Genomic DNA, 26,349 nt, shown 5'->3' on the forward strand with positions numbered 1-26,349 from the left:
ATAAGCTAACTTGTCAAGTAATTGACAATGGTATCATTTACCGACCATTCAATCCGTGGCACGCTACAAATAAAGAAATTTCTTTTCATCCTCTACCGTTTATTCTTTCAACATCTATTACGGTTACCACAACAAAAATAAGGCTGAGAGTGTTTCACTTGACAATAGAACGTATCTTAATCAATAATTAATTTACATTGATAATAATTATAGATAGATCAGTTATAATCAATACAACCAAAACCACTTTTAGGAGGAAGATTAATTATGTCCATTATTGGGTCTGAAGTACAACCGTTCCAAGCAAAAGCTTACAAAAATGGTGAGTTCATTGACGTCTCTGAAGAAACGCTAAAGGGTCAGTGGAGTGTCGTTTGCTTTTATCCGGCAGACTTTTCCTTCGTATGTCCGACTGAACTTGAAGATCTGCAAACTGAATATGATACGCTAAAGAAACTGGGTGTTGAAGTTTATTCCGTTTCAACGGACACTCATTTTACACATAAAGGATGGCACGATGCTTCAGAAAAGATCGCAAAAATCCAATACACCATGATCGGCGATCCATCGCAAACAATCTCCCGCAACTTCGATGTTTTAAACGAAGAGGCAGGTCTTGCTGACCGCGGTACGTTTATCGTCGATCCGGACGGCATTATCCAAACTGCCGAAATTAACGCAGACGGTATCGGCCGTGATGCAAGTACTCTTATTAATAAAATCAAGGCCGCTCAATATGTTCGTAAGAACCCTGGTGAAGTTTGTCCGGCTAAATGGCAAGAAGGTTCTGAAACACTGAAACCGAGCCTTGATCTTGTCGGAAAGCTTTAAGAGGTGTACCAATGGTGCTCGAAGCAGCTATTAAGAATCAATTAAACCAATACCTTCAACTCATGGAAGGTAACGTTCAGCTTAAAGTCAGTGCCGGATCTGATCAATTGTCAAAGGACCTGTTGGCTTTTATCGACGAGATCGCTTCCTTATCTTCCCAAATCACGGTTGAAAAAGCATCGCTTCCAAGAACGCCAAGCTTCAGTGTCAACCGTCCTGGAGAAGATACCGGCATCACGTTCGCAGGTATTCCTCTTGGTCACGAATTTACATCACTCGTATTGGCCTTGTTACAGGTGAGCGGAAGGGCGCCAAAGGTTGATCAGGGCGTCATTGATCAAATTAAGAAGATAAGCGGTGAATACCACTTTGAAACTTACGTCAGCCTCAGCTGTCACAATTGCCCTGATGTTATTCAGGCATTAAACGTGATGAGCCTTCTGAACCCCAACATCTCAAATACGATGATTGATGGGGCATCCTTTAAAGAAGAAGCAGAAAGCAAGGACATTATGGCCGTGCCGGCGGTTTACTTAAATGGTGAGTTCTTCAACGGCGGTCGAATCTCGCTTGAAGAAATTCTTGCCAAACTAGGCAGCGCACCCGATTCATCAGCGCTTTCAAATAAAGATCCTTTTGATGTACTCGTTGTTGGTGGCGGTCCTTCAGGGGCAAGTGCGGCGATTTATACCGCACGAAAAGGATTGCGTACAGGGGTTGTTGCGGAACGCTTCGGTGGCCAGATTCAGGAAACATTGGGTATCGACAACTTTATTAGTGTGAAACATACTGAAGGTCCAAAACTCGCAGCCAGTCTTGAAGAACATGTTAAGGACTATGATGTCGACGTCATGAACCTTCAGCGCGCCAAGGATATCAAAAAGAACGATCTTTTTGAAGTAGAACTTGAGAGCGGTGCGGTGCTCAAAAGTAAAGCCGTCATTCTATCCACCGGCGCACGTTGGCGCAATGTTAACGTACCCGGTGAACAAGAATTCAAAAACAAAGGGGTCGCTTATTGCCCACATTGTGACGGTCCTTTATTTGAAGGAAAGGACGTAGCCGTTATCGGCGGTGGTAATTCCGGCATTGAAGCCGCTATTGACCTAGCAGGTATTGTAAAACATGTGACCGTTCTTGAATTCATGCCAGAGCTCAAAGCTGATGAAGTGCTGCAGAAACGTCTTTACAGCCTCCCTAATGTTACCGTCTTAAAGAACGTTCAAACAAAAGAAATCACCGGTACCGATAAAGTAACCGGCATTACCTGTGTTGATCGCGCAACCCAAGAAGAAACACATATCGAATTACAAGGCGTATTTGTTCAAATCGGTCTTGTACCAAATACCGATTGGTTAGAAGGAACTGTTGAGCGTACACGCGTCGGCGAGATCATTGTCGATAAGTACGGCGCAACCAGTGTTCCCGGATTGTATGCCGCAGGTGATTGCACCAACAGTCCCTATAAACAAATCATCATTTCAATGGGGTCAGGAGCAACCGCTGCTCTCGGTGCATTCGATTACCTGATCAGAAATTAACCAGATTAAAAGACTCATACACTAACTTAATTGTTAGGAAAGCCGTTGTACTAATCATTTTTTAGTACAGCGGCTTTTTTTACAGAAAGTTTATGATTTTGCCTCCACTCTGACGTCAGCGGGTTCGCGTTTTGTTGATGCGTGCCAGCGAGCGTATCCATTCATGAGGTGTAATGTTAAACAGGTATTTTCTTTGCTTGATCAAGCAATCACTCGGTTGTCGCTAATCGTGATGGAGGCGTAGGCTATGACGAATCTCTTTTAAAGAGTCCCTTATCATATTGTTTTCTGATTCAAATCCTCACTTACTTATGGTACGGTTCTCCGTAATGGGTGTAAGTGTGGTTTTATTACACAAACTAAAAATCTTCTAGACCATTATCTATTTCCTTTTTATAATAGAATGTAATACTTGAAAAGAAGACATTGAAAATTCTCCGTTTTCTTGAATGAATTTGTTTATATTGGCCAGTTGTAAAATCAAATTAGCCAGCTAGGTTGGAGGAATTCAAGAAGACCCTGGAACAGAATAAGGCGCTGAATCAACTTGATTGGTTCACTTTTGAGAGCATCGTAGAGAAAGTTATTGTCGGCGGTTATGATGAAGATGGCAATAAAGATCCGGCACAACTTCTCTTTGTCTATAAAATGGACCTGAAAAATCATTTAGATGGCAAGAAATTTAACCACTGAGAAAAAATGCTAAAGCAAGGCATACTTCTAATAAATTGTACTCTTATGGCCATAACGAGACCAATAAATTGCCCTCTTATAGCAGTCCTGTCATATATGGCTTTTGGGAATACTGTCGCTGAAATCCATTGGAAGAATGAGTTGATGCATGTTATACTTTTCGAAGATAATGTTTTTCAAAAAAATCGCCTTCTTTTATTGAGATTCGGGATAATTTCATTTTAAGAGAATTGGCGATTTTTTTCTATGATTTTTATCCAGAAACGCGAAAAAACGAGAGGGATAAAAATTCCCTCTCGTCTTTCATCTGCTGACCTTTTGGGACAGCCTCTTACACTGAAAACAATTTAAATGATCGATTTATGCGTTAACTTTCATTGCAGCTTCAATGTTCGCTAATGTCATGTCTTTTGTGCTTGAGAAAAGAATATCAGCGGCACTTAGTTCTTGTGTATCACCAATACCAATTGATGTTTCACCAGCACCATTAATGGATTGAATCCCTGCAGCGGCATCTTCAATTCCAATGCATTCTTCAGGCTTCAAGTTCAACAGTTCAGCTCCACGAATATAAATTTCAGGATCTGGCTTTCCTTTTTTCAGTTTAGATGGATCGACAACAGCTGGAAAATATCTTGCCAGGTTTAACTTTTTAAGAATAATTGAAGAATTCTTTGAAGCAGATGCCAAACAAATCTTATAATTGTGGGCCATTAAATCTTCTAAGAACTCTGGTATTCCAGGTAAAAGATCATCATTATTCATATTTCCAATAAGCGCCAAATAATTGTCATTTTTCTTTGCCGCTAATTTGATTTTTTCTTCTTCGGTATAGTCGTTTTCTTTATTGCCAGCTTTCAAAATCATTTCTAAAGAGTCCATTCGACTGATCCCTTTGAGCCCATCTTCAAGTGATTTTGTCCATGTCGCATCCAACTCATCGGCAATCTGATGCCAAGCCTGACTGTGATACTTAGATGTCAGCGCGATTACGCCATCCAAATCAAAGATGAATCCCTTAATATCATTAAAGTTTGTCAAGCAATTTTCCCCTCTCATTAAATTTCTTCGTATTGATAGTGTACGGTATATACTTTCGGCTGATTCGCTTTTAATACGATATCGCCAAATTCCGGATGATGAATGGCATCCGGAAGCGTCTGTGCTTCGATTGCCACACCATTATAGGGATGGCTTGCTTCCCATTCCTTCGATTTTCCAATCACTTCAGGATTGGCCGTGAACATCACGATACCATTTCGGTTAGAATAAACGCGAATTTGACGGTGGGAAGCGTTATCCCGAATCACAACAGCTGGATGTTCTTGGCCGACCAATTTGAATGCGTCGTCAAATTGGTTTTTACCCATTTCTTTTTGTAGCTGTGCGAGCGCTTTTTGCAACATTACAGGTTTAGAAAAATCAAATGCCGTTCCACTATGTTCAAGTAAACGACCGGTCGGCAGTTTTTGATCATCGACTTCAACGTGTTGCAGGCTATTGATCTGCAATTCATGATTCATAATGGTTTCTTGGTCATCGCTCAAATTAAAATATACATGCGTCATCGGATTGAAGAGCGTATCTGCATCACTTTGACCAAAAAATTGAATCGTGACTTTGTTTTGATTGTCTAGGGTGTATGAGATTTTCACCTCAATATTTCCCGGAAAACCATCATCTTGAGTTGCTATCTTCCGACTAAATGTCACGTTCACTGCATTTTGAGAGCTTTCCATAGCGGCATGCCAATTCCAACTGGAAAAGCCATGGTTGCCGCCATGAATTAAATTCGGACCTTCGTTTGCAGGAACATGGTATTTAATGCCGTTAATGGCGAAGCTGCTATTTTTAAGTCGGCCACCTACGCGACCGATGGTATTACCAACATGAAATGGATTCGTCAAATACGTGTTGATGTCATCGAATCGTAAAATCAAATTGTGTAATTTGACATTTTGATCTGGAACCATAAATCCTTGCCAAGTTGCTGCATAGGACATACAGACGACCTGAACATGGTGATCGTTTTCTAAGGTATATTGTGTAATTGGCTCATCAACAATTGAACCAATCGTTGCTTGCGTAATTTTCACCGTTACTACCCCCTAACTTTCCTCTATACTTTAGGGATAAATGCAGAAACTCACTCAATATGAATTTAAGCCGTGACGGTTTCTGAATCCAGTTGAACGTTTTGTCCTTTAACATCAATGGTGAGCGGTTCACCAGAAACTAATGTGATCCGTGTTCCCACATGATCGACAGCAACTTGGATGATCCGTCCACGGAAGTTGATCCGGAAGCGATACCCTTCCCATTTCTTCGGTAAGAATGGATCAAAGTGTAGTTGATTATTGCGAACGCGCATGCCTGCAAAGCCTTGCACGATGGCGAGCCAGCTACCGGTCATTGAGGTAATATGCAGCCCATCGGCAGTATCGTTGTTATAGTTATCTAAGTCTAAGCGGGAGGTCCGTTCATACATTTCAACTGCCTTATCTTCGTAATGCAGGTCGGCAGCTAAAATCGAATGAATCGAAGCAGATAAACTTGATTCATGAACGGTTAAAGGCTCATAGAAGTCAAAGTTGGCTTTCTTTTGTTCCGGTGTGAATTCATCGATAAAGTCCCATATTCCTTGAAGAACGTCACCTTGCTTGATGTATGGCGAACGTAAAATTTTATCCCATGACCAATGCTGGTTAATCGGCAATTGATCAGCTGGAAGTTCACTGACCAGTTTTAAATCTTTATCCAGGAATCCGTCGTCCTGAACAAAGATGCCAAGTTTCTTGTCTTCTGGTAAGTACATCTTGTTGATGATCTCTTTCCATTGTTTCTTTTCTTCATTAGAAACATTTAATTGAACTGCTTGTTCGGATGAAACTTCATCCAATATTTCAAGTGTGTATTTCAAAGTCCATTGTGCCAGGTAGTTCGTATACCAGTTGTTATTGATGTTGTTTTGATATTCATCTGGACCGGTTACACCGTGAATCATGTATTGATCCTTACGTTGTGAATAATGTACCCGATCTGCCCAGAAGCGAGAAATTTCGGTTAAGACCTTGCTGCCTTCGTTTAATACATAGGATTTATCACCTGTATATCGGGTGTAGTTGTAAATGGCAAATGCGATATCGCCGTTTCGATGAATTTCTTCAAAGGTAATTTCCCATTCATTATGGCATTCAATTCCGTTGAACGTCACCATCGGATATAGCGCACCCTTTAAGCCTTGTTCTTTAGCGTTGACATAAGCACCATCGAGCTGCTTATAACGGTACATTAACAAGTTTCGGGTCACTGTAGAATCGGTAACTCCTAAGTACATTGGAACGGCAAATGCTTCGGTATCCCAATAGGTGGCACCACCATACTTTTCGCCAGTAAAGCCCTTAGGGCCAATGTTCAGCCGATCATCTTCACCATAGTACGTAGAGAATAATTGATACAGGTTGAAACGAATTCCTTGTTGTGCAGCAGCATCGCCGTCAATTTCAACATCGGATTTTTTCCAACGTTGTGCCCAAACATGTGTGTGAGCCGCCTGTAAATCGGCTAACTTTTCATCCGCAATTTTGGCAGCTAATTCATGCATGGCTTTGATTAAACTCGCTTGGTCATCGTAATCGCGTGAAGTAATGACAACGACACGTTTTTCAAAATAAGCTGTGTCACTTGGTACAAGTTCTTTACTGAACTGGTTTTGAACGGCTAATTCTAATTCATCCGTCTTTTCAGCAGTCAAATCCGTTTTGTTGACCATCTCATTACCAACGATAAATCGAGGAGTACCGAACTGATTTTCTTTAGTGATCGCTACAACATGACCTTTGGTATTACTTTGGGACTTATCTAAAACTTTCCAGAAACGTTCTCCGTAATTTGCATCTTCATTTTGAACATCAGCGTCAATTTGGGTATTTACGGTTAATTTAAAAGGCGTTGAACCCTCGTTTTCAAATTGATAAGCATCCACGAATAATTCTTTTTGTGCGGCGCTGACAAAGCGATTAATGGATACTTTTAATTTAGCGTCGCCCTTTTCAACAATAAATTCCCGTGATAGTATGGAACGTCTCATGTCCAACTGCAATTTAAAGCCGCTGATCGAATCACTGGCTAAATCAATCGGTTCGCTGTTAATCAATACGTTTGTTTTGATGAAGTTAACAGCATTGATCGCTTTGCCGAAGTACTTTGGATAGCCGTTCTTCCACCATCCAACGCGTGTCTTGTCAGGGAACCAAACCCCCCCGATGTAAAGTCCTTGCAGTGTGTCTCCGCTATAACTTTCTTCAAAAAACCCACGCATGCCCATGTAGCCGTTTCCAATACTAGTCATACTTTCTTGCACCCGTTTGTTTTCTTTGTCTAATTTATGGGTAACGACTTCCCAAGGGTCAATTTCAAAAATTCGCTGCATGCCAATTCCTCCTCGTATGTCCATTTTGAATGCTCTTTCATGCTCTTATATTAAATGCAACCGGTTGCATCGTCAAGCAAAAATCAAAGCGGTTTCAATTAATATTGCTGATTAACTTATTCTGCATAGGTTTCTTTGATAATTGAAACAGAGAATGCACCGATAATCAGCATAACACCTGAAAATAAAATCATTGACGGCATCGATGATCCAAACGCCGGGAATAAGGCAAAGCTTGCACAGGATGCAATAATTTGCGGCAAACAAATGCTTCCATTGAACAGTCCGAGATACGTTCCCATATTCTCGCCAGACAAAGCATTGGTCAGTATTGTGAATGGGAATGTCATCATAGCAGCCCAGGTTATACCGATCAAGATAAATGAAACGATCAATGCCCATTGATTATGAATGAAGAATACTGAACCAAAACCGATACCGCCTAGCAACAGGCTGAAGGCATAAGCCGGTTTGCGTTTATCATTTGGCAGGCGCGACAAGACAAGTGACCACAAAACGGCAGCAAATGAATACACAGCTGATAAAATACCAAACCAGTTCCCGGCGTCTTGATAAGCTGCGCTTGTTGGATCAATCGTCTGCCAAACATTCTTAGCAACGGCACCTGCGCCGTAAGTCCACAAATACTGAAAACCCATCCAGCAGAAGAGTTGCACGATAGTAACGGTCCAGAAAACTTTTGGTGCATGGACAAGCAGTTTGAAAATGTTACTTTCTCTCTGAGCGGTTTTATCTGTGATCCCGTGATAGAATGCATACTCAGAAGGTGAATACTCTTTAACCTTGAATATCGTAATTAAACTGCAGACAATTAAAATAATTGCTCCGGCATAAAATGAAATAACAACTGATTGAGGAACAACCCCTTTTGGTGCACTGTTTGACGTGCCCAGCACGGTTAAAACAAAGGGAAAAATACAAGCCAGCACAGCGCCGCTGTTTGAGAGAAAGCTTTGAATAGAATAGGCAAACCCTTTTTGCTCCTCGTTAACCATATCGCCAACCATCATTTTAAACGGTTGCATAGCAACGTTTGATGACAGATCCATAAACAGAATCGTGATGGCTCCGAATGTCAGTGCTGTCATTGAACCAAAACCAAAACCAAAACTGCCTGAATTAGGCAATAGGCACATGACAATGACAGCAACAATGGCTCCGATGAGCAGATAAGGGATACGGCGACCAAGTTTTGGTATCCACGTGCGGTCGGAAAAATAACCAACTAAGGGTTGAACAACTAAACCTGCCAGCGGAGGCAAGATAAAGAAGAAACCGAGTTTAGTAGGATCTGCGCCAATCGTCTGGAAGATCCGTCCCATATTTGAACTTTGTAATGAGAATGCCATTTGCACGCCCAAAAACCCAAAACTAATCATCCAAATCGTACTGACCGGGAGACTTGGCAATTTCTGTTCGGTGCTTTTTACATCGGTCTTAACGGGTTGTTCTTGATACATCATTCTTTCTCCTCCTCCATAATCGAACAACAATGCCTTAAAAAGGATAATGTTCGTTACTTGCATAATCTATTATGTAACGGCTTACAAAAAAATGCAACCGGTTGCAATTGGTTTTTTTAAGATTTTTTTACGAAGGGACAGTCGATTGCATCAAAAAGCAAACAAAAAAGCAGCTCCTTCGCGGTTTAGGCGAATTAACTGCACGATTGGCGGACCAAATCAGCCGATAAATTTTTTAATTAATTTTGTTCGATGATTTTATAGGGTACAATTATTTTTTCGAAAGGTTCATTCGATTCCTGCTCGAGTTGCTGAATAATCAACTGTGCGGCTGCCTTGCCAAGTCGTTTCGGATAAATTTGTACGGTGCTGATTTTGGGTTCGGCAAATTTAGCAAATAAAGAATCGTTGAATCCCATCAGTTCAATCTGCCTTTCAGGGGCAATTCGCTGCACAGCTTTTTGGACTTGAAAGGCTAAAATATCATCACTCGCCAAAATGGCAGAAATGTCTGGATAGCGTTGCAAATATTCCTTAATGGCGGTACCAAAACGTTCACTGCACAGTTCCAGATTATAACCGTATAAATCATTGCGACGAATTGCTTCATGAAAACCAAGCATTCGGTCTGTTTGTACCAATTGGTATCTACTAGTAAAGGCATACCCTAACTGACGATGTCCTTTGTTTATCAAATATTCCGTTGCGTCTAATCCAGCATTGACATTATCATTGTCGACATAGGGGATGCTATTGGCGTTAGTATAGGGCTTTCCAATGACAGCATACTTTGCTTTTCGTTGCTGCAAATATTTCAAAATAGGATCATTTTCAATAGAATACAATAAAATGAATTGCTCAATTTTACTATTTTCAATCATTATTTTGATAGTTTGCTTCAATTCTTTTACGGTACCACCTAAAGCCACCGTCATGAAAAAATGCTTTGGTATTAATTCCTGATTAATGCCTTCAATTAATTCAGTATAAAAGGGGTTTTGGTACAAATCATCCTTATCAACTGGGAAAACAATACCAACAGTGTTATTGGCGTTAGTTGCTAGATTATGTGCGTTGAAATTTGGAACATAGTTCATTTTTTTTGCAACAAGTTGCACTTTTTTTCGTGTTTCTGGGCTGATTAGCGAACTATTCCGTATGGCGCGTGATGCCGTTGATGCAGATACACCAGCATATTTTGCTACATCCCGAATAGTTACCATCAATATTCCTCCCGTTTACTTCATTATAGCAGAAATTCATGCAACGGTTGCATGGGATTTTCAAAAAATAATTTCTTATAATACGGGCGGCCAGTTGTAAAATCAAATAGCCAGTTAGGTTGGGTAATAAAACACCATCATAAAATCCGGTGTTATCATTAAAGCGACGAAACCATAAGGGCGCTTTTCGGCAGCACCTTCGGTGACGGACCTTGAATCGCCAGTTCAATCGCAGCTTCCTCAACCATCGGGCTGAGATGTCCGGCTTTTTCAAAAGCCAAATACCGATCCAGGAGATAGACATGTTCATTCTTTGTTCGGTCGCGATAGTAAGCGCGTTCGATCGTGAGTTCACCGAAAAGACTGGTGATTTGAAGCGGGCGTTTACTCACGAGCCGATACTGTTTTTTATCCCGTTCGTCGGCAATTTGTTGATCCATGTCCTCCAAGAGCTTTTTCATCACCTGAGTGAACGTCTCCTGTAGCTGCCGCCAGACCCATTGTTCCAGTTGTTTTAAATTCATATACACTGTGTTATTCTGTTTCATGAAGGTGCTCCTTCGAATCGTTGTGGTCAACTTTGATTCTACCAAGGGGTCACCCTCTTTTCCATAGTTATCGCTTCTTGATCCTACCGCGCTACCGCTTGGTGTCCTTTATTTCCAGTCAATGGCTGTTTCCATTAACTGGAAATAAAGGCTATCTTTCTGCCTACAAAGCATCTGCATCCATCTCCATGGTCCTAATATCTAACGGTGAGACACTATTAATTTTGTCGGCATCTCTATAAAACATCGGAATATACTGCATATTACTGCTTTGTTTTGCACTTATATATTCACAATGGCCATTAAGCAAATGACCCAATTCATGAGTTAAAATGAAACGTGCAACAAATGTATTAAGCAAACTAGCTAGGCTTACGTCAATAACTTTGCTGTCTATAGCTTTAGCTTTTCCATTATTGTCGAATACAATTCCTTCATATGATATTTCCTCACCATCAATCTCATCTGCACCAAGCGACATCGCCTTTATAAATTCTTCACTTCTTTTTTTTGCAAAGTCATAAAAATAATCAAAAAACTTATCGATTACTCCTGTATTTATTCCAATATTATCAACGTTGTTTTTATGCCCAGATTTTCCATTTAGTCTTTCATCCTCTATGAGATAAAATTTCAATTGGGATTTCGTTGAGTTAGTATTACTTTTCAAGACTTTCTGCATTAAATATTGGTACTGTTGATAGATTGCCTGCGCTCTATTTTCAATATCTTTGTAGAGAGCCTCTTTCATAGTAACTCTATCCACTTTCTCAACTTCTCTCATTTTTAATTTTATACTCTGATTATATCGTTAGAGGAAAGACGTAAAAGTCAGCATTTTTCACGAATACCCCATCCATATAGGGAGCAACGTAACCTTCTGACATAGCTTTAAATAAAGGATTAAAGGGACACAACAAGCGGTGAAAATCCTTCGACTGAAAATTTCACGGAGCCTTTTTGCCCCTTGTCAGTCTGCACATAGCAAATCATGCGCCCGTTAAAGCTTCTGCGCCATTTTTCCACGTAATTGGTTATATCATCGACATTCCCGTTTTCAAACCCGAGAAATGCTGCATCATCCGACGAAAAAGTCACGATTCTTTCATCGCTTGTCGCGCGTCCTTTGTTATCAATAAACGTTAATTCAATTTGATGGATCACTTTGTCTGGATTATATGTGCGGTTAAATCGCGACCACTTAACCGGTGCTTGCCAGACGTTAGCCATTAATTGGCACGATTCACCAACCGCTTCCAATAAATCTGTAATTGGCTTGCCGTCTTTTTTTGCTTCAAGCGTTAAAGGAACGTTTTGATAATGGGTCACTGCTGTGTAATAGCCTTCGGTTTCATCAAAGGTCATCGGAATATCTGTCTGTCCCATTTTTAGGGTAAACTGATCGGCATTGGTATAAAGGCGAATTTCAACATCTTCTCCGTCTCGATAGTTCCATTTTCTAAAGACCGGTGTCCATGGATCTTCTGTTTTGCAGCCATCATAGGGGCGCGTGTACAGCTTGCCCGTTGCCGCTTCAACCCACCAGCTTTTTCTTTTATAGAACATAATGGTTGGATAACCGCACAGATCAATCAATCCGCGATATGTCCCGTGCCTCGGAAATACACCACGCGCTTCTCCCAGAAAGTCGACTCCGGTCCATATAAAATGACCCGAAATATAATTATTATTCTTCACCGCCAGCCACTGGGAATAGCTATGTTTGCTTTCACTGCTGTAAAAAGGCTTGTCCGGAAAGCGTTTGTGATGATCTTCATATAAATTTTCTTTGTAATTATAGCCGACAAGATCGAGAACGTCGATCAGGCCCGTTTGAGAGGATAGCTCCGGAAAAGCTGCCGCCAGGGTCACCGGGCGAGTTGCATCCTCTCTGTGCACAATGTCTGTCAGCCGTCTGGCGATCACAGTAGCGCGCCGCGTATCCGGACGATTCGGGTTATAGATACGTTCCTCGGCCGGTTTATTGGCATCGTTATTTCCCGTCATTTCATTGAAAAGCTGATTCGCGTACGGATCGTTCGGGTAATCAATCTCATTGCCAATACTCCAGGCAATAACGGAGGCATGATTTTTATTGCGGCGAACCATATCGACAAGATCTTTTTCGTGCCAGACGGGAAAATCCTTTGCATAGCCTTCATATTTTGGCGGATAAATATTATGGCCCCGGCACCATTTATTTTTGGGGTTTTCCCATTCATCAAATGCTTCGTCAATGACAAAGAAACCAAGCGCATCACACAGGTCATACAGATTCTGCGCATGAGGATTGTGCCCCATGCGGATGGCATTGCCTCCTGCTTCCTTAATTTTAAACAGGCGCCTCAGCCAAACCGCAGTTGGGACAGCTGTACCGAAACAGCCAGCATCCTCATGAAGATTGACACCTTTCAATTTCGTCGCTGGCTGATTGTTCAGTAAGAAGCCCTTATTGGGATCGAAGACAAACTTGCGGATGCCCACGTTTTCCAGATAATGTGATTCTTTTCCTTCAGCAGTGACTTTTGTCTCCAATTGATAAAGAGCGGGGATTTCTGCGCTCCATAATTTGGGCTCTGCCAATTCTTTTGCGAAAACGACTGCCCGTTTACCGTGAGCGGGAACGGAAACCGTTTCTTCTCCTAATTTAAAGAAAGATTCACCGCCGATTTCTTTTAGCGTCTGTTCAACCGTAACCTGCGTCTCTGTATCCAGTGCATTGGTTAATATCGCTGACGCGTTCACCTTGGCTGCACGATCGGTGATGGCTTCTGTTTCAAAAGTGACATCATAACGGTCGACATAGACCTGATCCAAAACGGCAAGATAAACCGGACGCGTTATTCCCGATCCGTTATACCAGCGGGAATCTGCGATATCCGAGTGGTCCACACGCACGGCGATCACAAATTCGTCATTGTTGTTAAACGCAGCAAGATCCGTGAGATCATACTGAAATGAGCTGTAGCCGGAAGGACGATAGCCGAGATGATAACCATTCACCCATACATCCGCATTTTTATAGACACCTTCAAAACGAATCTGCAGGACACGGTCCGATAGATCCCCCAATTCCGCAGCGCTAAAATGGCAGCGATACCAGCCAATGCCTCCCGGCAGATATCCGGTGCCGCTTGACGCATCTTTTGTGAAGTCCTGAGTAATACTCCAATCATGAGGGACGGTGACCTTTTTCCAGCCCTGATCCGCAAAATCTTTTTGCCAGGCATTTGACAGATCGCCTAGAAATAATTTCCAATTGGTCAAACAATATTGTTCCATTTGTACACCTCTGTTTTTTTACATTAAGTGATAACGGCTATTCCCAAACATCCAGTTTTCTATCTTTAAAGTAAAAGGTTTTATCTTTTTCCCCTATTTTTCTGATCACACGGCAAGGGGAGCCGTAAGCCACAACATTGGCGGGAATGTCTCTCGTCACCACGCTTCCGGCGCCAATAACCGAATGATCCCCGATCGTCACGCCAGGCAGGATCTGGACACCAGCACCAATCCAGACATTCGTGCCAATCTTAACGGGCAGGTTGTAGACGTAATGATGCTCTCGAAGTACGGGGAGAATCGGATGTCCGGATGTTGCGATCACAACATTCGGACCAAACATGCAGTGGTCGCCAACGTATATATCAGTATCATCAACAAAGGTGAGATTGAAGTTGCAATAAATGCCACTTCCAAAATGGACATGATGGCAGCCCCAGTTGGCATGGAGCGGTGTCTCTATATGACAGTTTTCGCCAATCTCCGCGAACATTTGTTTTAACAATTTCCGTTTTTTCTCATTTTCTAACGGTCTTGTGGCATTATAATCATGCAGCAACTCCAGATACTCCATTTGTTTCCCCATGATCTCAGGATCGTCATAATGATAGGGCAATCCTTTTTCTTTTCTTTCTTTGTTATTCACCCCGGCACCTCCATTCAAAAGCTATGCTCTGCGCTCTTTGCGCCTGATCAATTCTTCTACAATTTTAATAACTCCATAGTCATCATTTGACGCGGTTATATAGTTTGCGTATTGTTTCATACCTTCGCTGGCATTGGCGACTATATAGCTGTATTTTACGGATTGAAGCATCTCGGCATCATTATACGTATCGCCAAAAGCCATCATTTGAGAAGAATCAATATGCATATAGTCACCTAATCGTTTCATTGCTTTCCCTTTATCAATACCTTTATTCATGATATCAATCCAAAGCGTGCCGCTGATCACCACTGAAAATTCTTTTACAAATTGCGGTTTAAAAATTCGATCGTAATGCGCCTTGCTGCCTGCCCCCGGGAAATAAATCGTAAACTTATCTGCTTTCACCGCCAATTTTCGCATGTCTTCAACAACGGTTATTTTGGTATAGTACGTATACAGGAACGATTTATACTGCTCATTTTTCTTCGAAATATAGGCGGAATCCAAGCCGCATAGAATAGCGACACCATCGGTTTCATCTTCGACAAATCGGATCATCTTCTGATAAGCGCTGACATCAATCAGACTGTTAAAGAGTATCTTCCCTTTGTAACTGACTAATCCGCCATTATCACAGATAAAGACCATATCCTCTTTTAGATTTGAAAAAATATCACTCAGTGTGTAAAGCGGCCGGCCACTTGCAATCGCAAAATCAACGCCCAATTCCCGAAGTTTTAAAACATAGCGTTCAAAATCAGGCGGCAATTCACTGGTACTTGTCAACAAGGTGCTGTCCATATCCGTTGCAATCAGTTTCACATTTTCCAAAATCGGTTACCATCCTTTTTTTATTTTATGACTTTGTTAAACTCACCTGTCGCTCTCCAGGAGATTGATTACCGCAGGCATCACGCGCCTTCCGATCCAATCAACGGAGTGGCAAAAAAACGACAATGAATTTAAACAGAACTTATTCTATAAATATTGTATTTAAAAGACTTTGAAAGCACTATCTTTATCGTATATAATCATGTAAAAATCGTATGTAAAGGAGTCAAGGCGATGCGCACTCCATTAGGCGTCTCATCCGATCTGTCAGAACGTCTCAATTACAATATTCCTGACTTCCCGCTTTATTTGAAGAGAGACGATTTGAGCAGATACGGATACAAAGCACTTTGCCATTGGCATACGGATCTGGAATTCATTTTCGTCCTTCATGGTTCCATGGATTTTTTCGTAAACGGTGGCATTCATCATTTGGAGGAAAACAGCGGTATCTTTGTAAACAGCAAAAGACTCCATTACGGATTTTCGGAGGATCATACTGAATGTGAGTTCATTGCACTGGTGATCAGTCCGGCACTGTTTTTTGAGCATTCACTTGTGACCAAGCACTATTTTAAAGAGAAATTCGGCAGTTTGTCCCAAGACTGCCTCTCCCTGAGCAAACGAATCGAATGGCAAAAAAATATTCTTGACACTATGTATTTCCTTAATAGGGAAATGACAAAAGATCAGCCTAATATTCTTCGCGTTATGTCTCTTTCGACACTTTTATGCGCGGATGTCGGCGACCACTTAGTAACCCGAAAAGAGCATCTGGATGAAACCCCTGATCAGAATCTTGTCTGGAAAATGACGGATTATATACAACGGAATTACGACAGAAAAATCTCACTGAACGACATTGCCGGGGCGGGGGCCATTTGCAGAAGCAAATGCTGCCAGCTGTTCAAAAAATATTTAAAACAATCACCCAATAACTACTTGATCCGCTACCGGCTTTCTAAGTCCCGTGATTTACTGAGAAGTACGAATTTAACCGTTTCTGAGATCAGTGCCCTTTGCGGTTTTCAGGCGCCCAGTTACTTTACACATGTTTTTAATCAAGAAATGGGAAAAACACCTAAAGCGTATCGTCAATCACAATAAGTACTTTTTAGTTAAGGATTCCCGAGTGTTTCATTCAAACGATCATTCCTTTATAATGTCAATGAAAATAATTGAAAACAGACACAGGTGCAGACGGCTTCTTTTTGCTTCGTTTCTTTTTTCTGTTTCATCCAGCCCTGATCATCAGCCAAACGTCCGTTTTAAAGCCACAAGGATTAACGTGACGTGGCAATCATTAAGCTTTATAAATTTTTCTCGGATTTTTTATCCGTTTTATACTTCAAACCAAGATTGTTCGCCATAAAAACATCAATAAGCCGCTTGGGAAGAAGCCGGGGAATGACCCAATTGGTTATTGGACGCGGAACGACCGAAAATCCGTAGCGAACTTTTGGGTGCGGGGTTGTTAGTGCCTTCCAGACGATATTCCCGAGACGTTCGTTTACCTGTGCATTAATTCTTAAAATGATATATTGATCCTGACGAGAAATGTGCTTTCGGTGATAGACTTGCCATAGATTAATCCATGAAGCGGCAGGCCCGAGACTTTCAATTAGATATAAGGTATTCATTCGCTTACTCCAGCGGCGCGCTCTTAATCGCTTTTCTATAGCTGGAATGATATATTTTTCGAATGCTTTTGACTGAGTGATGTTTAATAAATTTAAATCGAATTGATTGTTCATTTCTTTTAACAATTCAAGGATCGCATCATCAAACAGTCTTTTTTTCTTAAAATATTTCAGCGAATCTTCAGCCTCCCCAAATAAATTCTGAAAAATTGGAGGCTGTATCTTTCTTTTTAGTTGTTCAATACTAGCCTGACTACGGTTCGCATAAATTTTATGAATGACCAGAATTATAAAAAGAGCCGACAGCATAAAGAACAAAGCAATCACCGCATAGGCAACTAATTTAATTGAAGGAAGGAACAAGTTCGCTCATCCTTTTTTTCATGTTCATCATTCTTACAGTCAATTCATGGATCCTGATTGGCTTTTCCATAAAATCATTGACCCCAAATTTAAATGCGCTCAGCACATCTTCTTCTCTTTTTCTTCCCGAAAACATCATGATCGAAACTGTAACATCGGAGTAATTTTCCCTAATTTGCTTAACAATTTCAGGGCCAGTTATTCGGGGAAGTATGTTCTCCAGAAGAACAATGTGTTTCCCCGGTTTTTCAAGGTGTTTACTCTCAAAAAAAGACTGACCCTCTCTAAAAGTTTCAATATCGGACGGACAGTTCCAATTCTGCCGATCGAAGAGTTGCTAAAGAAGATGCTTATCAGTTATTGGGAAGCCGCAGGTAAAAAACGAGGGCTCGATCTAAAATATCTAAAGAAACGATAAAACCAGAAAAGATTTGACTATTCAATTTTTAAACTTTATTTTATATTCTACAAAAACCTCACTTACTTATGATACGGTTCTCCGCGCATAATTTTAAATGCGCGATAAATTTGTTCAATCAGGATCAGTCGCATCAGCTGGTGCGGGAAGGTAAACTGAGAGAAGGAGAGCTGAAAGTCGGCACGTTTAAGTACGTCATCACTGAGTCCGTTTGAACCGCCAATGATGAAGGCGATATCGCTGTGCCCATACGTTGCTAGATCTTGAATCTTTGAGGCAAAGTCTTCAGACGGCATTTGTTTGCCCTTGATCGCTAAGGCAATTGCATAAGCGTTGTCCGGCAGTTTTTTCAACAACCGCTCACCTTCTGCCTGTTTTACCTGTGTGACCTCTGCTTCCGATAAATTTTCCGGTGCTTTTTCATCAGGGACTTCAATAATCCTGACTTTTGCATAGGTGCCGAGTCTTTTTGCATATTCCTCGATCCCTAACTTAAAATACTTTTCCTTTAGTTTTCCGACGGTTAAAAGACTAATATTCACAACTTATCCCAACCTTACTCTAAGTTATACACAAAACTTATGCACATATCCACAGAAATTTTCTATATTCTGTATGGAAGCATTCGTTTGCCACAAGATATAGAACGGCAAAAAAAGTTGTTTTTCGACGTATGTGGATAACTTTTTCTATCAAAATGACTCAAACTTTGTCGAATTTTCATTTTTTTATTCGATTCCTTCACCATACATCTGAAAAAAGACTGACGATGCTTCCTTAGCCTATCGATTAAGCTTTTCGTATTAGCTGTGGCACTCAAACATCCCTATTTTAACATAATCAATGTGATGAATTTTCAGAGTTATAAACAATTTAACCCCAAATGTGCATAACTTGTGGATATCTATTCAACAATGCACACAAGTTGTCCACAAATCTCCATTGTTTTGTACACATCCATTTCGCTGATTGGTTATCCTCCTGTTTATAAACACCAAAAAGAAAACGGGTCCAAAGACAGATCTTTCGTCTTGGACCCGCTCTATTCATCTTGCTAATTATGAGAATGTTTTGCTGCCGAGCGTTAATTGCGTCGTATGTGATTTTCCCATTCGATAATACTTGATCGTGACTTTTTGACCGGCGTTCAGCTCGGTGTACATGTACGTGGAGAACTCAATGTAACTCTTGATTTTATGCCCGTTAATTTCCGTAATCACATCACCGGCTTCAAGACCGCTCTTTGCTGCCGGGCTCGAACTTTGAACATCGGTGACCACAAGTCCGGTTTTAACACTGGACGGCAGCTGCAGCTGCTTGACTTCCTCATTCGGCACCATCGTCAGATCAACAATGCTGACGCCAAGCATCGGACGCTGAACCTTTCCACCTGTTTCCAGTTTCTCGATCACGGTTTTGGCAAAGTCGATCGGGATAGCAAAGCCAATGCCCTCAACGTCATCATTGCTTCCGGTACCGGTTGATGCAATCTTCGACGAATTAATGCCGATAACCTGACCGGCAATGTTAACCAATGCACCGCCACTATTGCCTGGGTTGATGGCTGCATCGGTTTGCAACACCTGGGTTTCAATTGAAGCATTATTGCTCTCAACCGGAATCGTACGATTAGTCGAGCTGATGATTCCTTGTGTCACAGAGCCGGAGAATCCCAGCGGGTTGCCAATCGCAATCGCCGGCTCGCCACGTTTTAATTTAGAGGAGTTTCCAAACTCAGCAACTGATTTCACGTTTTTTGACGAGATACGCAGTACCGCCAAATCGTACAGAGAATCCTTTCCCAACACGGTCGCATTTGTTTTGACATTATCATTTAGCCGCACTTCTACTTTTTCCGCGCCGGAAACCACATGATTATTCGTCACAACGTAGGCATATTGATTATCTTTTTTATAAATAATTCCCGATCCTATTCCTGATTCCGTGTACTTGTTGTCAAAGAAGTTAGCCTTTTGCAGGTTAATGACCGCGACAACTGCAGGCGAAACTTTATCAACTGCCTCAGTAACCGATGAGGTCACATTAACGTTCATCTGCCGATTAAAGGTGGTATTCCCGACATTATTGGTATTCTGAGCGCCTGTTGAGACTTGATAAGGGAAAACACCCAGATCTGATAGGATTGGAGCAAAGATCAAAAGACAGACCATGCCGACGATCGCGCCGATAAACCCCGAGAGAAACCATCCGCCGCGTACATGGGTTTCTCTCGATTGATGGCCATTTTCTTTTGAGTCTTGATCATTTTCATGGTTTTCATCATAATACCCCATACCTATTCCTCCTCTGTATCATAAAGAAAATGCATCAAAAGTTTGAGCACACTGCCTCCTGAGCAGCCAACCGTGCTGATGATTCATACAACTTTCTTTACCAATAATTTACCACTGATTAGGAACTGCTTGAAAATTATGTGACTATTTTTAAAAGGAGCGCAAAAATCCCATTGTTCTATGTAAAGAATAGCCAATTGTAGCTGCAATTAAACCTTAAACCGCAGTCAGTTTCGTCGAATGATCCGGGTCGGTATCATACAGACCAATCTCACGACCTAATTTAAGTCCCAACCGCTCTAAATGCTGGCCAACGCTCATACGCGCCAGCTCTTTCATGTTGTTGTCCTTGCTTAGGTGAGCAAGATATATCCGTTTGGTGTGATCACCAAAGACTTCGGTCAGTGCGACTCCCGATTCTTCGTTTGAAATATGGCCAGTGTCGCCCAAAATCCGTCGTTTGACGCTCCATGGATATCGCCCCATCATCAGCATTTCCGTGTCATGGTTCGCCTCCATCACATAGGCATCTGAATTATGAATTAATCCTTTGATGTGCGTTGAAACATAGCCGAGATCGGTTGCAAGGGTCAGCTGTTTCTCACCCTGATGAACAACAAAGAACATTGGATCCGCTGCATCATGTGAAACGGAGAACGATTCAACGGACAAATCGTTGAAATCCTGCGTTGTATTGGCTTCGAAATCGAACTTTTGCTCCGTCGGAATCTCTCCAATGCCTGAGGACATCGCCCGCCACGTTTTCTGATTGGCATAGACCGGTGTATGAAAACGACGCGCAAACACGCCCAGTCCCTTAATGTGGTCACTGTGTTCATGAGTGACTAAAATCGCGTCAATATCTTCCGGGCGACGGTCGATCTGTCCAAGTAGTTCAACCATTTTCTTGCCGCTTAGTCCGCAATCAATAAGCAAACGCCGCTGCTCCGTTTCAATATAAAGAGAATTCCCCGTACTTCCGCTTGCTAAAACACTGAATTTAAATGGCACCGTTACCCCTCCCAAGGGTGATTAATCCGTCACACAATCGATTGCTTATTTAATGGTAAGTACATTCCCTGATACTGCATTAACAAAGTAATCGCTCGTTCCATTTACCGTATGAACCACGAAATGCCATGCCGGAACGAAGATCAACGGTTCCGAACTTTCATCGCCAACGGTATTCAAATAACACAGTTCAATGGCTTTGATATGCAGCCGGTTATAGCCGACCAGATCGGTTCGCTCTGCCAAGCTATTAATTGCCTGTTCCGCATTGATCGGGTCAACTTTATTTTTTTCCGTGAGTGAAAAATAGCTCTGTTTAAATCCCGTAACCTTGTTATCCTCAATGGTAAAATCAAGCATTTGCAATTTATTTCGTGTACTAATATAAACCGGACGGCCACGGTACGTTTGCGCAAATTTAATCTCCGTGCTGCTCGATGTAAACGGCCAATACTTATATTCCTGACCCTGATAGACATTGCCTAATAAATCTTGCTGAACATCTTCACTGTCAATATGCCCAATCGAAATCGGCCGTTTGAACGTACTGACCAGCTGCAGATTATTTTGATCAAGCGCAAACCCCTGCTTTTCCCGTACCTTGCCTTTTGCTGCTACCTGAACCAGTTGGTCTTTGTTTCGGCTCCAATCCATACGTGTACCACGCAGAAAAGTAATGTCTTGGGGCATTGTTGGAATAACCGTTTCAAGTTTATAATTATAGCGCTGCGACTCATCATGATAATTGACAAAGTTCTCATCTTGCTGTCGCATGTACATCTCAAAAACAAGAAACACATCAAGAAGCAGAAAGCAAATAATGAAAATCGACTTTGTTCGGCTCCAATTCATGATGGATCCTCCTTCCCATTGTTCATTTGAGAAGGGATCAGTTCTTTCGTTACTGAACTCCAGCGATCCCCGATTTTATAGAACCAGTCTGGCGCTGCCACGATCGATTGTCCTGAGCCTGAGGACGGGCTCTTCAGTTCATACCCAATGCATAGATCTTCAATCCGGTTGACCGGTACATTCGCCTGCTTTAATTGATCGAGTACATCGCGCGCGGAACTAAGCATAATCGATCCTTGAGTATCAACGGGATTCAATTCAAGGAGCGTCCCTTTATAACTATTGAGCTCCCCGCTTTTCCAGCTGAGTTCAATCATGCTCAAATACCAATTCGGGTAATCCGTGTTAAAAACCATGTAGTCGCCTAGCGTCATTCGAAAAGAAACGGTTCCGTCGCCGCGATAATTCTTCAATGATGCACCCTGATAGATAAAGTCATTCGTCCATAATTTGATTTGATTCATCCAATCAAAGCTGACCAGAATCGGATCCTTATTCTGCTCTGTCGAACTCACAATCCCTGGATTGACATACTGAACAATATTATTTGTCCGCTCCAGCTGCCGTCCGCTGTCTGTGTACTCGGTTTTCCCGCGCACAGCAAACACATTGTCCGGATCAGGAAAAAGTATTGGAATGAATTCCTCTAAAGAAACCCGCTCAAAGTAGGTCACTTCTGCGTGCATTGTCGTTTTCCCCTGGGGCAGATAAGCAACCTTATCTCTCAAAGACAAGCGGTCATACGGGCGAAGTTCCGCCTTGGCATACAGACCTTGCAACGTTTCAAAATTCAAATGATCAACGGTTGTATAAAATTTATTTTTTTCATCCGGTGAAGAAAAAACAGCAATCACATTTTGCTTGTCTGTTGAGCCAAAAATATCAATGCGATCAACCGGAATATGGTTTGCACTGACAGACTTGCTCGAATCAAATTGAAAAACCCTTCCCAGCGCATCAAAGGTCAGTGGTGCAGGAAACACAAGTGTATAATGCGGCGTATCGGCATCCTCAAGACTCGACGCGCTGCCGGTTATTTCGCTGAATACAGATTGCCGCAGCAAGGAATAGACCTTTTGAATGTCCGTATTGCTGTTTTGGCCAAACCGCCCGTTTTGATTTCGTTCCAGCATCAAATTGGGGCGAATGACTTGTGGAAATTTACGGGACTCGGCAATTGCAACCTGACTTGTTGAATTCGGTTTGTACTTTTCAAAATCCGATTTATAGAACAGTATGTTGGATGTCATCACAACACTGGCCAAGACCAGTACACCAAGCAATATCGATTTAAAGATTTCTCGTTGCATCATGAATCCCTTCTATCGAGTGGGAGTATAAAATGAATGGTTGTCCCGCGGTTCCAATCACTCTCCGCCCAGATTTCTCCGCCTTGAGCCTCTACCATTTCTTTGGCAATCGCAAGTCCAAGACCTGTCCCACCTAATTTGCGCGAACGGGCACGATCAACTCTGTAGAAGCGATTAAAAATCTTTGGCAGATTTTCCTTTGGTATGCCGACACCTTGGTCACTGATCATTGAGCGGATCTTATTGCCTCTACGCCGAATTGCAAATGTAATGATGCCGCCTTCCGGCGAATATTTAATCGCGTTCGAAATAATGTTATCGATGACCTGGGTCAGTTTGTCCCGATCAATAAGAACATAAAAAGACCCCTTTGGAAATTGGCGAACGAATTCAATATTCTGTTTTTTCGACATTTCAAATCGATCCATGATACTTTGGCAAAAAGTGATATAATCCGTACGTTCCAAATGAATTTTATAGTCTTTAGAATCAAGACGAGACAATTGCAGCAAATCATTCACAAGCCGAATCATCCGTTCGGTTTCTCGCTGCGTCACACCGAGAAACTTACTTGCCAGGGCGGGATCTTCCACTGCGCCATCCTGAAGCGCTTCGAGGTAGCTTTTCATTGTGGTCAGCGGTGTGCGCAATTCATGCGACACATTGGCAACAAACTCGCGACGTTCCATGTCCACTTGCTCCTGCTCCGTAACGTCATGAATGACGGCAATTAATCCATTAGCCAGTCCGCTGTCTTTTTTTACAACAGAGAAGTTGGCGCGCAGCAGGATCGTCTCATCATCCGTACTGAAGTCGAGCACGATCGAGTTCTCCATATTATAGAGATCCATAATTTTATAGTCTTTGCGAATCTTTAACAAATCCAGAATCGAGTTTCCGGTCACATCATGACGGTACACATTAAGCAGCTGCTCAGAGCGATTATTCATCAGCACGACATTGCCTTTTCGATCCGTTGCAATGACGCCATCGGTCATGAACGTCAAGACGGATTTTAATTTGCGCCGCTCCGATTCGGTTGTTGCATTGGCTTCACGCAGTTTCAATGTCATGTTATTAAACGACGTGGCCAGTTTCCCAATCTCATCCGGTTCGGTCATTTGTACTTTTCGGGTAAAGTTTCCTTGAGAAACCGCCATGACCTGCCGCTGCATTTGAACGAGTGGCCGTGTAATTGTCCTCGCCAAGAAAAAGCCTAAGATAGCCGTAACCAAGAGTGCAAAAATGGTCGCAGTGGCTAAGATCTGGTTGATTTGCTGCAACTGCTCATAGACATTTTCAAAACTCTTTTCTACGTAAAGCATCCCATATCGATGGTTGTCGACCATAATCGGTGTCGTCACAATGTCGATACGTTCACCGCTCGACCGGTCGGCACGCCGAAATTTATTCGTTGAAGTGGATGAAAGGTTTTGAACGACCAATTGATTTGTGGTCCGTTTGCCAACGGCATCGCGATGCTTTTCATCGGCTGCAACAATCACCATATTATCGTCAATCACTTCAATCTCGCGGATGTTGGCATCAATCTCCAAGAGCTGGTTCTGAATCTGATCTGCCACATGATTCGGATCTTCCACATTTGACTCTTGCGCTTGACGAATCGCTTCGCCAACATTCCATGCAATCAGCTGGCTTTGGCTCTCAAGTGAGTTTTCAAAACTATCCAGAGTAATTGTCTTGACGCGATCGGCAAAGTAGACACCGATCAACTGCATGGCAAGCAAAATAAGCAGCGTGTAAATCAAGACCACCTTGAACTGTATTGATTTAAAAAAGCCAACCTTATTCATCACTGATCTCCTGATTGGGTTCCTTTAGATAATAGCCGACCCCGCGCCGAGTAACGATCCACATCGGTCGGCTCGGATTATCCTCAATTTTTTCACGCAATCGTCTTACCGTGACGTCGACCGTCCGTACATCCCCAAAATAATCATAGCCCCATACCGTTTGCAGCAGCTTTTCACGGGTCATGACTTGGCCGATGTGTTCCGCTAAATAATGAAGCAGTTCAAATTCCCGGTGCGTCAATTCAATCACTTTCCCCCGCTTGGTGACGACATAGGCATCGAGGTGAATGGTTAAATCGCCGATCTCAATATTGTTGACTTGTTTCTTTTCCTCTTCGGTATCCTCTTGTTTGTGCCGCCTCAAGTTCGCCTTGACGCGTGCAATCAACTCTCGATTACTGAACGGTTTGGTTACATAATCATCAGCGCCCATTTCCAACCCGAGTACCTTATCAATCTCCGAATCTTTTGCCGTCAGCATGATAATCGGCATATTATGTGTTTTTCTTACTTCACGGCACACTTCCATACCGTCTTTGACCGGCAGCATCACATCGAGCAAGATCATATCCGGATTTTCTTCTTCAACCTTTTTCAGCGCTTCTTCTCCATCGTACGCGCAAACAACTTCGTATCCTTCCTTCTCCAGGTTAAACTGCAATATATCAGCAATTGGCTGTTCATCATCAACAACAAGAATTTTATTTTCCATTATGAGCAGACTCCTTGTACGTTCTTGTGATTTATTTCCCGTGCAATTATTCTTTCGCAATCGTTGTTCGTTTTATTGGCGGCATGTTCTTCATTCATCTGCCGCTTTTCTTAGATAAATTCTTTTATATTTTAACACACTCCTTGAGACAATGTCATAAAACCAGAAATAGGAAACAGGACAAAACCCCTGATTACCTCAAGGATTTTGTCCTGTTTAAGTACGTTTTATAAAGTGCGGTAAACGCTTATGTTTGGAGAACATGGCTCGAGGCGGAATCGAACCACCGACACGAGGATTTTCAGTCCTCTGCTCTACCGACTGAGCTATCGAGCCATAATAATGGCGGATCCGATCGGATTTGAACCGACGATCTCCTGCGTGACAGGCAGGCATGTTAACCCCTACACCACGGATCCAT

23 protein-coding genes and 2 tRNA genes are annotated in these 26,349 nt (G+C 42.1%); 4 read left to right on the forward strand and 21 right to left on the reverse strand.

Translation table 11 applies throughout. From position 1 onward, the window contains the following. Positions 1 to 267: 267 nt before the first annotated feature. From ahpC to K7399_RS12990, 3 genes are all read left to right on the forward strand, one after another. Positions 268 to 831, forward strand: coding sequence for an alkyl hydroperoxide reductase subunit C (ahpC, locus tag K7399_RS12980; RefSeq protein ID WP_010025844.1), 564 nt, complete (start codon positions 268 to 270; stop codon positions 829 to 831). A gap of 11 nt (positions 832 to 842) precedes the next feature. Further along, on the forward strand, positions 843 to 2,372 hold the full coding sequence (gene ahpF / locus K7399_RS12985) for an alkyl hydroperoxide reductase subunit F (RefSeq protein WP_028977172.1): 1,530 nt from the start codon (positions 843 to 845) through the stop codon (positions 2,370 to 2,372). Between the two features lie 498 nt (positions 2,373 to 2,870). After that, positions 2,871 to 3,065, forward strand: a complete 195-nt coding sequence (locus tag K7399_RS12990) for a hypothetical protein (protein WP_028977173.1) — start codon at positions 2,871 to 2,873, stop codon at positions 3,063 to 3,065. 360 nt (positions 3,066 to 3,425) lie between these two features. Here K7399_RS12990 and pgmB read toward each other — a convergent pair whose 3' ends face one another. The 10 genes from pgmB to K7399_RS13040 form a co-directional block, all read right to left on the reverse strand. Beyond that, positions 3,426 to 4,106 carry a beta-phosphoglucomutase gene (gene pgmB / locus K7399_RS12995; RefSeq protein ID WP_028977174.1) on the reverse strand — a complete coding sequence of 227 codons (681 nt, stop codon included), beginning with the start codon at positions 4,104 to 4,106 and terminating at the stop codon, positions 3,426 to 3,428. Positions 4,107 to 4,123: 17 nt separating this feature from the next. Further along, a complete protein-coding gene (locus K7399_RS13000) occupies positions 4,124 to 5,161 on the reverse strand; it encodes an aldose epimerase family protein (protein ID WP_051577938.1) in 1,038 nt (345 codons plus the stop codon). A gap of 65 nt (positions 5,162 to 5,226) precedes the next feature. Next, positions 5,227 to 7,503: a glycoside hydrolase family 65 protein gene (locus tag K7399_RS13005; RefSeq protein WP_269473207.1), complete on the reverse strand. Its 2,277-nt coding sequence runs from the start codon at positions 7,501 to 7,503 to the stop codon at positions 5,227 to 5,229. 110 nt (positions 7,504 to 7,613) lie between these two features. Beyond that, positions 7,614 to 8,978: an SLC45 family MFS transporter gene (locus K7399_RS13010; RefSeq protein WP_028977177.1), complete on the reverse strand. Its 1,365-nt coding sequence runs from the start codon at positions 8,976 to 8,978 to the stop codon at positions 7,614 to 7,616. A gap of 242 nt (positions 8,979 to 9,220) precedes the next feature. Then, positions 9,221 to 10,204 carry a LacI family DNA-binding transcriptional regulator gene (locus K7399_RS13015; RefSeq protein ID WP_028977179.1) on the reverse strand — a complete coding sequence of 328 codons (984 nt, stop codon included), beginning with the start codon at positions 10,202 to 10,204 and terminating at the stop codon, positions 9,221 to 9,223. Between the two features lie 158 nt (positions 10,205 to 10,362). Continuing rightward, complete coding sequence (locus K7399_RS13020) at positions 10,363 to 10,752, reverse strand: UPF0236 family transposase-like protein (protein WP_051577939.1); 390 nt, start codon at positions 10,750 to 10,752, stop codon at positions 10,363 to 10,365. A 163-nt stretch (positions 10,753 to 10,915) separates the two neighbouring features. Beyond that, positions 10,916 to 11,518 carry a hypothetical protein gene (locus K7399_RS13025; protein WP_128167251.1) on the reverse strand — a complete coding sequence of 201 codons (603 nt, stop codon included), beginning with the start codon at positions 11,516 to 11,518 and terminating at the stop codon, positions 10,916 to 10,918. 137 nt (positions 11,519 to 11,655) lie between these two features. Beyond that, on the reverse strand, positions 11,656 to 14,034 hold the full coding sequence (locus K7399_RS13030) for a glycoside hydrolase family 2 TIM barrel-domain containing protein (RefSeq protein WP_028977180.1): 2,379 nt from the start codon (positions 14,032 to 14,034) through the stop codon (positions 11,656 to 11,658). Between the two features lie 37 nt (positions 14,035 to 14,071). Further along, positions 14,072 to 14,680: a sugar O-acetyltransferase gene (locus K7399_RS13035; protein WP_028977181.1), complete on the reverse strand. Its 609-nt coding sequence runs from the start codon at positions 14,678 to 14,680 to the stop codon at positions 14,072 to 14,074. A 21-nt stretch (positions 14,681 to 14,701) separates the two neighbouring features. Continuing rightward, a complete protein-coding gene (locus tag K7399_RS13040; RefSeq protein WP_223362613.1) occupies positions 14,702 to 15,505 on the reverse strand; it encodes an HAD family hydrolase in 804 nt (267 codons plus the stop codon). 243 nt (positions 15,506 to 15,748) lie between these two features. Between K7399_RS13040 and K7399_RS13045 the strand changes: the two genes are divergently transcribed. After that, positions 15,749 to 16,621: an AraC family transcriptional regulator gene (locus K7399_RS13045; protein WP_028977183.1), complete on the forward strand. Its 873-nt coding sequence runs from the start codon at positions 15,749 to 15,751 to the stop codon at positions 16,619 to 16,621. A gap of 203 nt (positions 16,622 to 16,824) precedes the next feature. Here K7399_RS13045 and K7399_RS13050 read toward each other — a convergent pair whose 3' ends face one another. From K7399_RS13050 to K7399_RS13100, 11 genes are all read right to left on the reverse strand, one after another. Next, the gene (locus K7399_RS13050) at positions 16,825 to 17,517 is read right to left on the reverse strand and encodes a hypothetical protein (protein ID WP_128167253.1); all 693 of its coding nucleotides are present in this window, start codon (positions 17,515 to 17,517) and stop codon (positions 16,825 to 16,827) included. Continuing rightward, positions 17,498 to 17,815: a response regulator gene (locus K7399_RS16320; RefSeq protein WP_081791821.1), complete on the reverse strand. Its 318-nt coding sequence runs from the start codon at positions 17,813 to 17,815 to the stop codon at positions 17,498 to 17,500. The genes K7399_RS13050 and K7399_RS16320 overlap by 20 nt, the downstream gene beginning before the upstream one ends. Positions 17,816 to 17,997: 182 nt before the next feature. Beyond that, positions 17,998 to 18,477: a 23S rRNA (pseudouridine(1915)-N(3))-methyltransferase RlmH gene (gene rlmH, locus K7399_RS13060; RefSeq protein ID WP_028978109.1), complete on the reverse strand. Its 480-nt coding sequence runs from the start codon at positions 18,475 to 18,477 to the stop codon at positions 17,998 to 18,000. Positions 18,478 to 18,993: 516 nt separating this feature from the next. Beyond that, positions 18,994 to 20,229, reverse strand: coding sequence for a S1C family serine protease (locus tag K7399_RS13065; RefSeq protein ID WP_028978110.1), 1,236 nt, complete (start codon positions 20,227 to 20,229; stop codon positions 18,994 to 18,996). A 216-nt stretch (positions 20,230 to 20,445) separates the two neighbouring features. Beyond that, positions 20,446 to 21,240: an MBL fold metallo-hydrolase gene (locus tag K7399_RS13070; RefSeq protein ID WP_028978111.1), complete on the reverse strand. Its 795-nt coding sequence runs from the start codon at positions 21,238 to 21,240 to the stop codon at positions 20,446 to 20,448. 45 nt (positions 21,241 to 21,285) lie between these two features. Continuing rightward, positions 21,286 to 22,092 carry a two-component system regulatory protein YycI gene (locus K7399_RS13075; protein WP_128167255.1) on the reverse strand — a complete coding sequence of 269 codons (807 nt, stop codon included), beginning with the start codon at positions 22,090 to 22,092 and terminating at the stop codon, positions 21,286 to 21,288. Further along, positions 22,089 to 23,405, reverse strand: a complete 1,317-nt coding sequence (locus K7399_RS13080; RefSeq protein WP_081791822.1) for a YycH family regulatory protein — start codon at positions 23,403 to 23,405, stop codon at positions 22,089 to 22,091. The genes K7399_RS13075 and K7399_RS13080 overlap by 4 nt, the downstream gene beginning before the upstream one ends. Next, positions 23,402 to 25,216: a cell wall metabolism sensor histidine kinase WalK gene (gene walK / locus K7399_RS13085; RefSeq protein WP_028978114.1), complete on the reverse strand. Its 1,815-nt coding sequence runs from the start codon at positions 25,214 to 25,216 to the stop codon at positions 23,402 to 23,404. The genes K7399_RS13080 and walK overlap by 4 nt, the downstream gene beginning before the upstream one ends. Next, a complete protein-coding gene (gene yycF, locus K7399_RS13090; protein ID WP_028978115.1) occupies positions 25,209 to 25,928 on the reverse strand; it encodes a response regulator YycF in 720 nt (239 codons plus the stop codon). Before yycF ends, walK begins: the two co-directional genes overlap by 8 nt. Before the next feature lie 263 nt (positions 25,929 to 26,191). Next, positions 26,192 to 26,264, reverse strand: a tRNA-Phe gene (locus K7399_RS13095). A gap of 7 nt (positions 26,265 to 26,271) precedes the next feature. Next, a tRNA-Asp gene (locus K7399_RS13100) sits at positions 26,272 to 26,347 on the reverse strand. Positions 26,348 to 26,349: the final 2 nt, after the last annotated feature.

The organism is Sporolactobacillus terrae (genome assembly GCF_019930545.1).
Classification (GTDB): domain Bacteria; phylum Bacillota; class Bacilli; order Bacillales; family Sporolactobacillaceae; genus Sporolactobacillus; species Sporolactobacillus terrae.

Bases quoted from the DNA above. Each gene is read 5' to 3' on its own strand.
- ahpC (WP_010025844.1), top strand. From the start codon at position 268: ATGTCCATTATTGGGTCTGAAGTACAACCGTTCCAAGCAAAAGCTTAC.
- ahpF (WP_028977172.1), top strand. From the start codon at position 843: ATGGTGCTCGAAGCAGCTATTAAGAATCAATTAAACCAATACCTTCAA.
- K7399_RS13010 (WP_028977177.1), bottom strand. From the start codon at position 8,978: ATGTATCAAGAACAACCCGTTAAGACCGATGTAAAAAGCACCGAACAG.
- K7399_RS13015 (WP_028977179.1), bottom strand. From the start codon at position 10,204: ATGGTAACTATTCGGGATGTAGCAAAATATGCTGGTGTATCTGCATCA.
- K7399_RS13020 (WP_051577939.1), bottom strand. From the start codon at position 10,752: ATGAAACAGAATAACACAGTGTATATGAATTTAAAACAACTGGAACAA.
- K7399_RS13030 (WP_028977180.1), bottom strand. From the start codon at position 14,034: ATGGAACAATATTGTTTGACCAATTGGAAATTATTTCTAGGCGATCTG.
- K7399_RS13045 (WP_028977183.1), top strand. From the start codon at position 15,749: ATGCGCACTCCATTAGGCGTCTCATCCGATCTGTCAGAACGTCTCAAT.
- K7399_RS13065 (WP_028978110.1), bottom strand. From the start codon at position 20,229: ATGGGGTATTATGATGAAAACCATGAAAATGATCAAGACTCAAAAGAA.
- K7399_RS13075 (WP_128167255.1), bottom strand. From the start codon at position 22,092: ATGAATTGGAGCCGAACAAAGTCGATTTTCATTATTTGCTTTCTGCTT.
- K7399_RS13080 (WP_081791822.1), bottom strand. From the start codon at position 23,405: ATGATGCAACGAGAAATCTTTAAATCGATATTGCTTGGTGTACTGGTC.
- walK (WP_028978114.1), bottom strand. From the start codon at position 25,216: ATGAATAAGGTTGGCTTTTTTAAATCAATACAGTTCAAGGTGGTCTTG.
- yycF (WP_028978115.1), bottom strand. From the start codon at position 25,928: ATGGAAAATAAAATTCTTGTTGTTGATGATGAACAGCCAATTGCTGAT.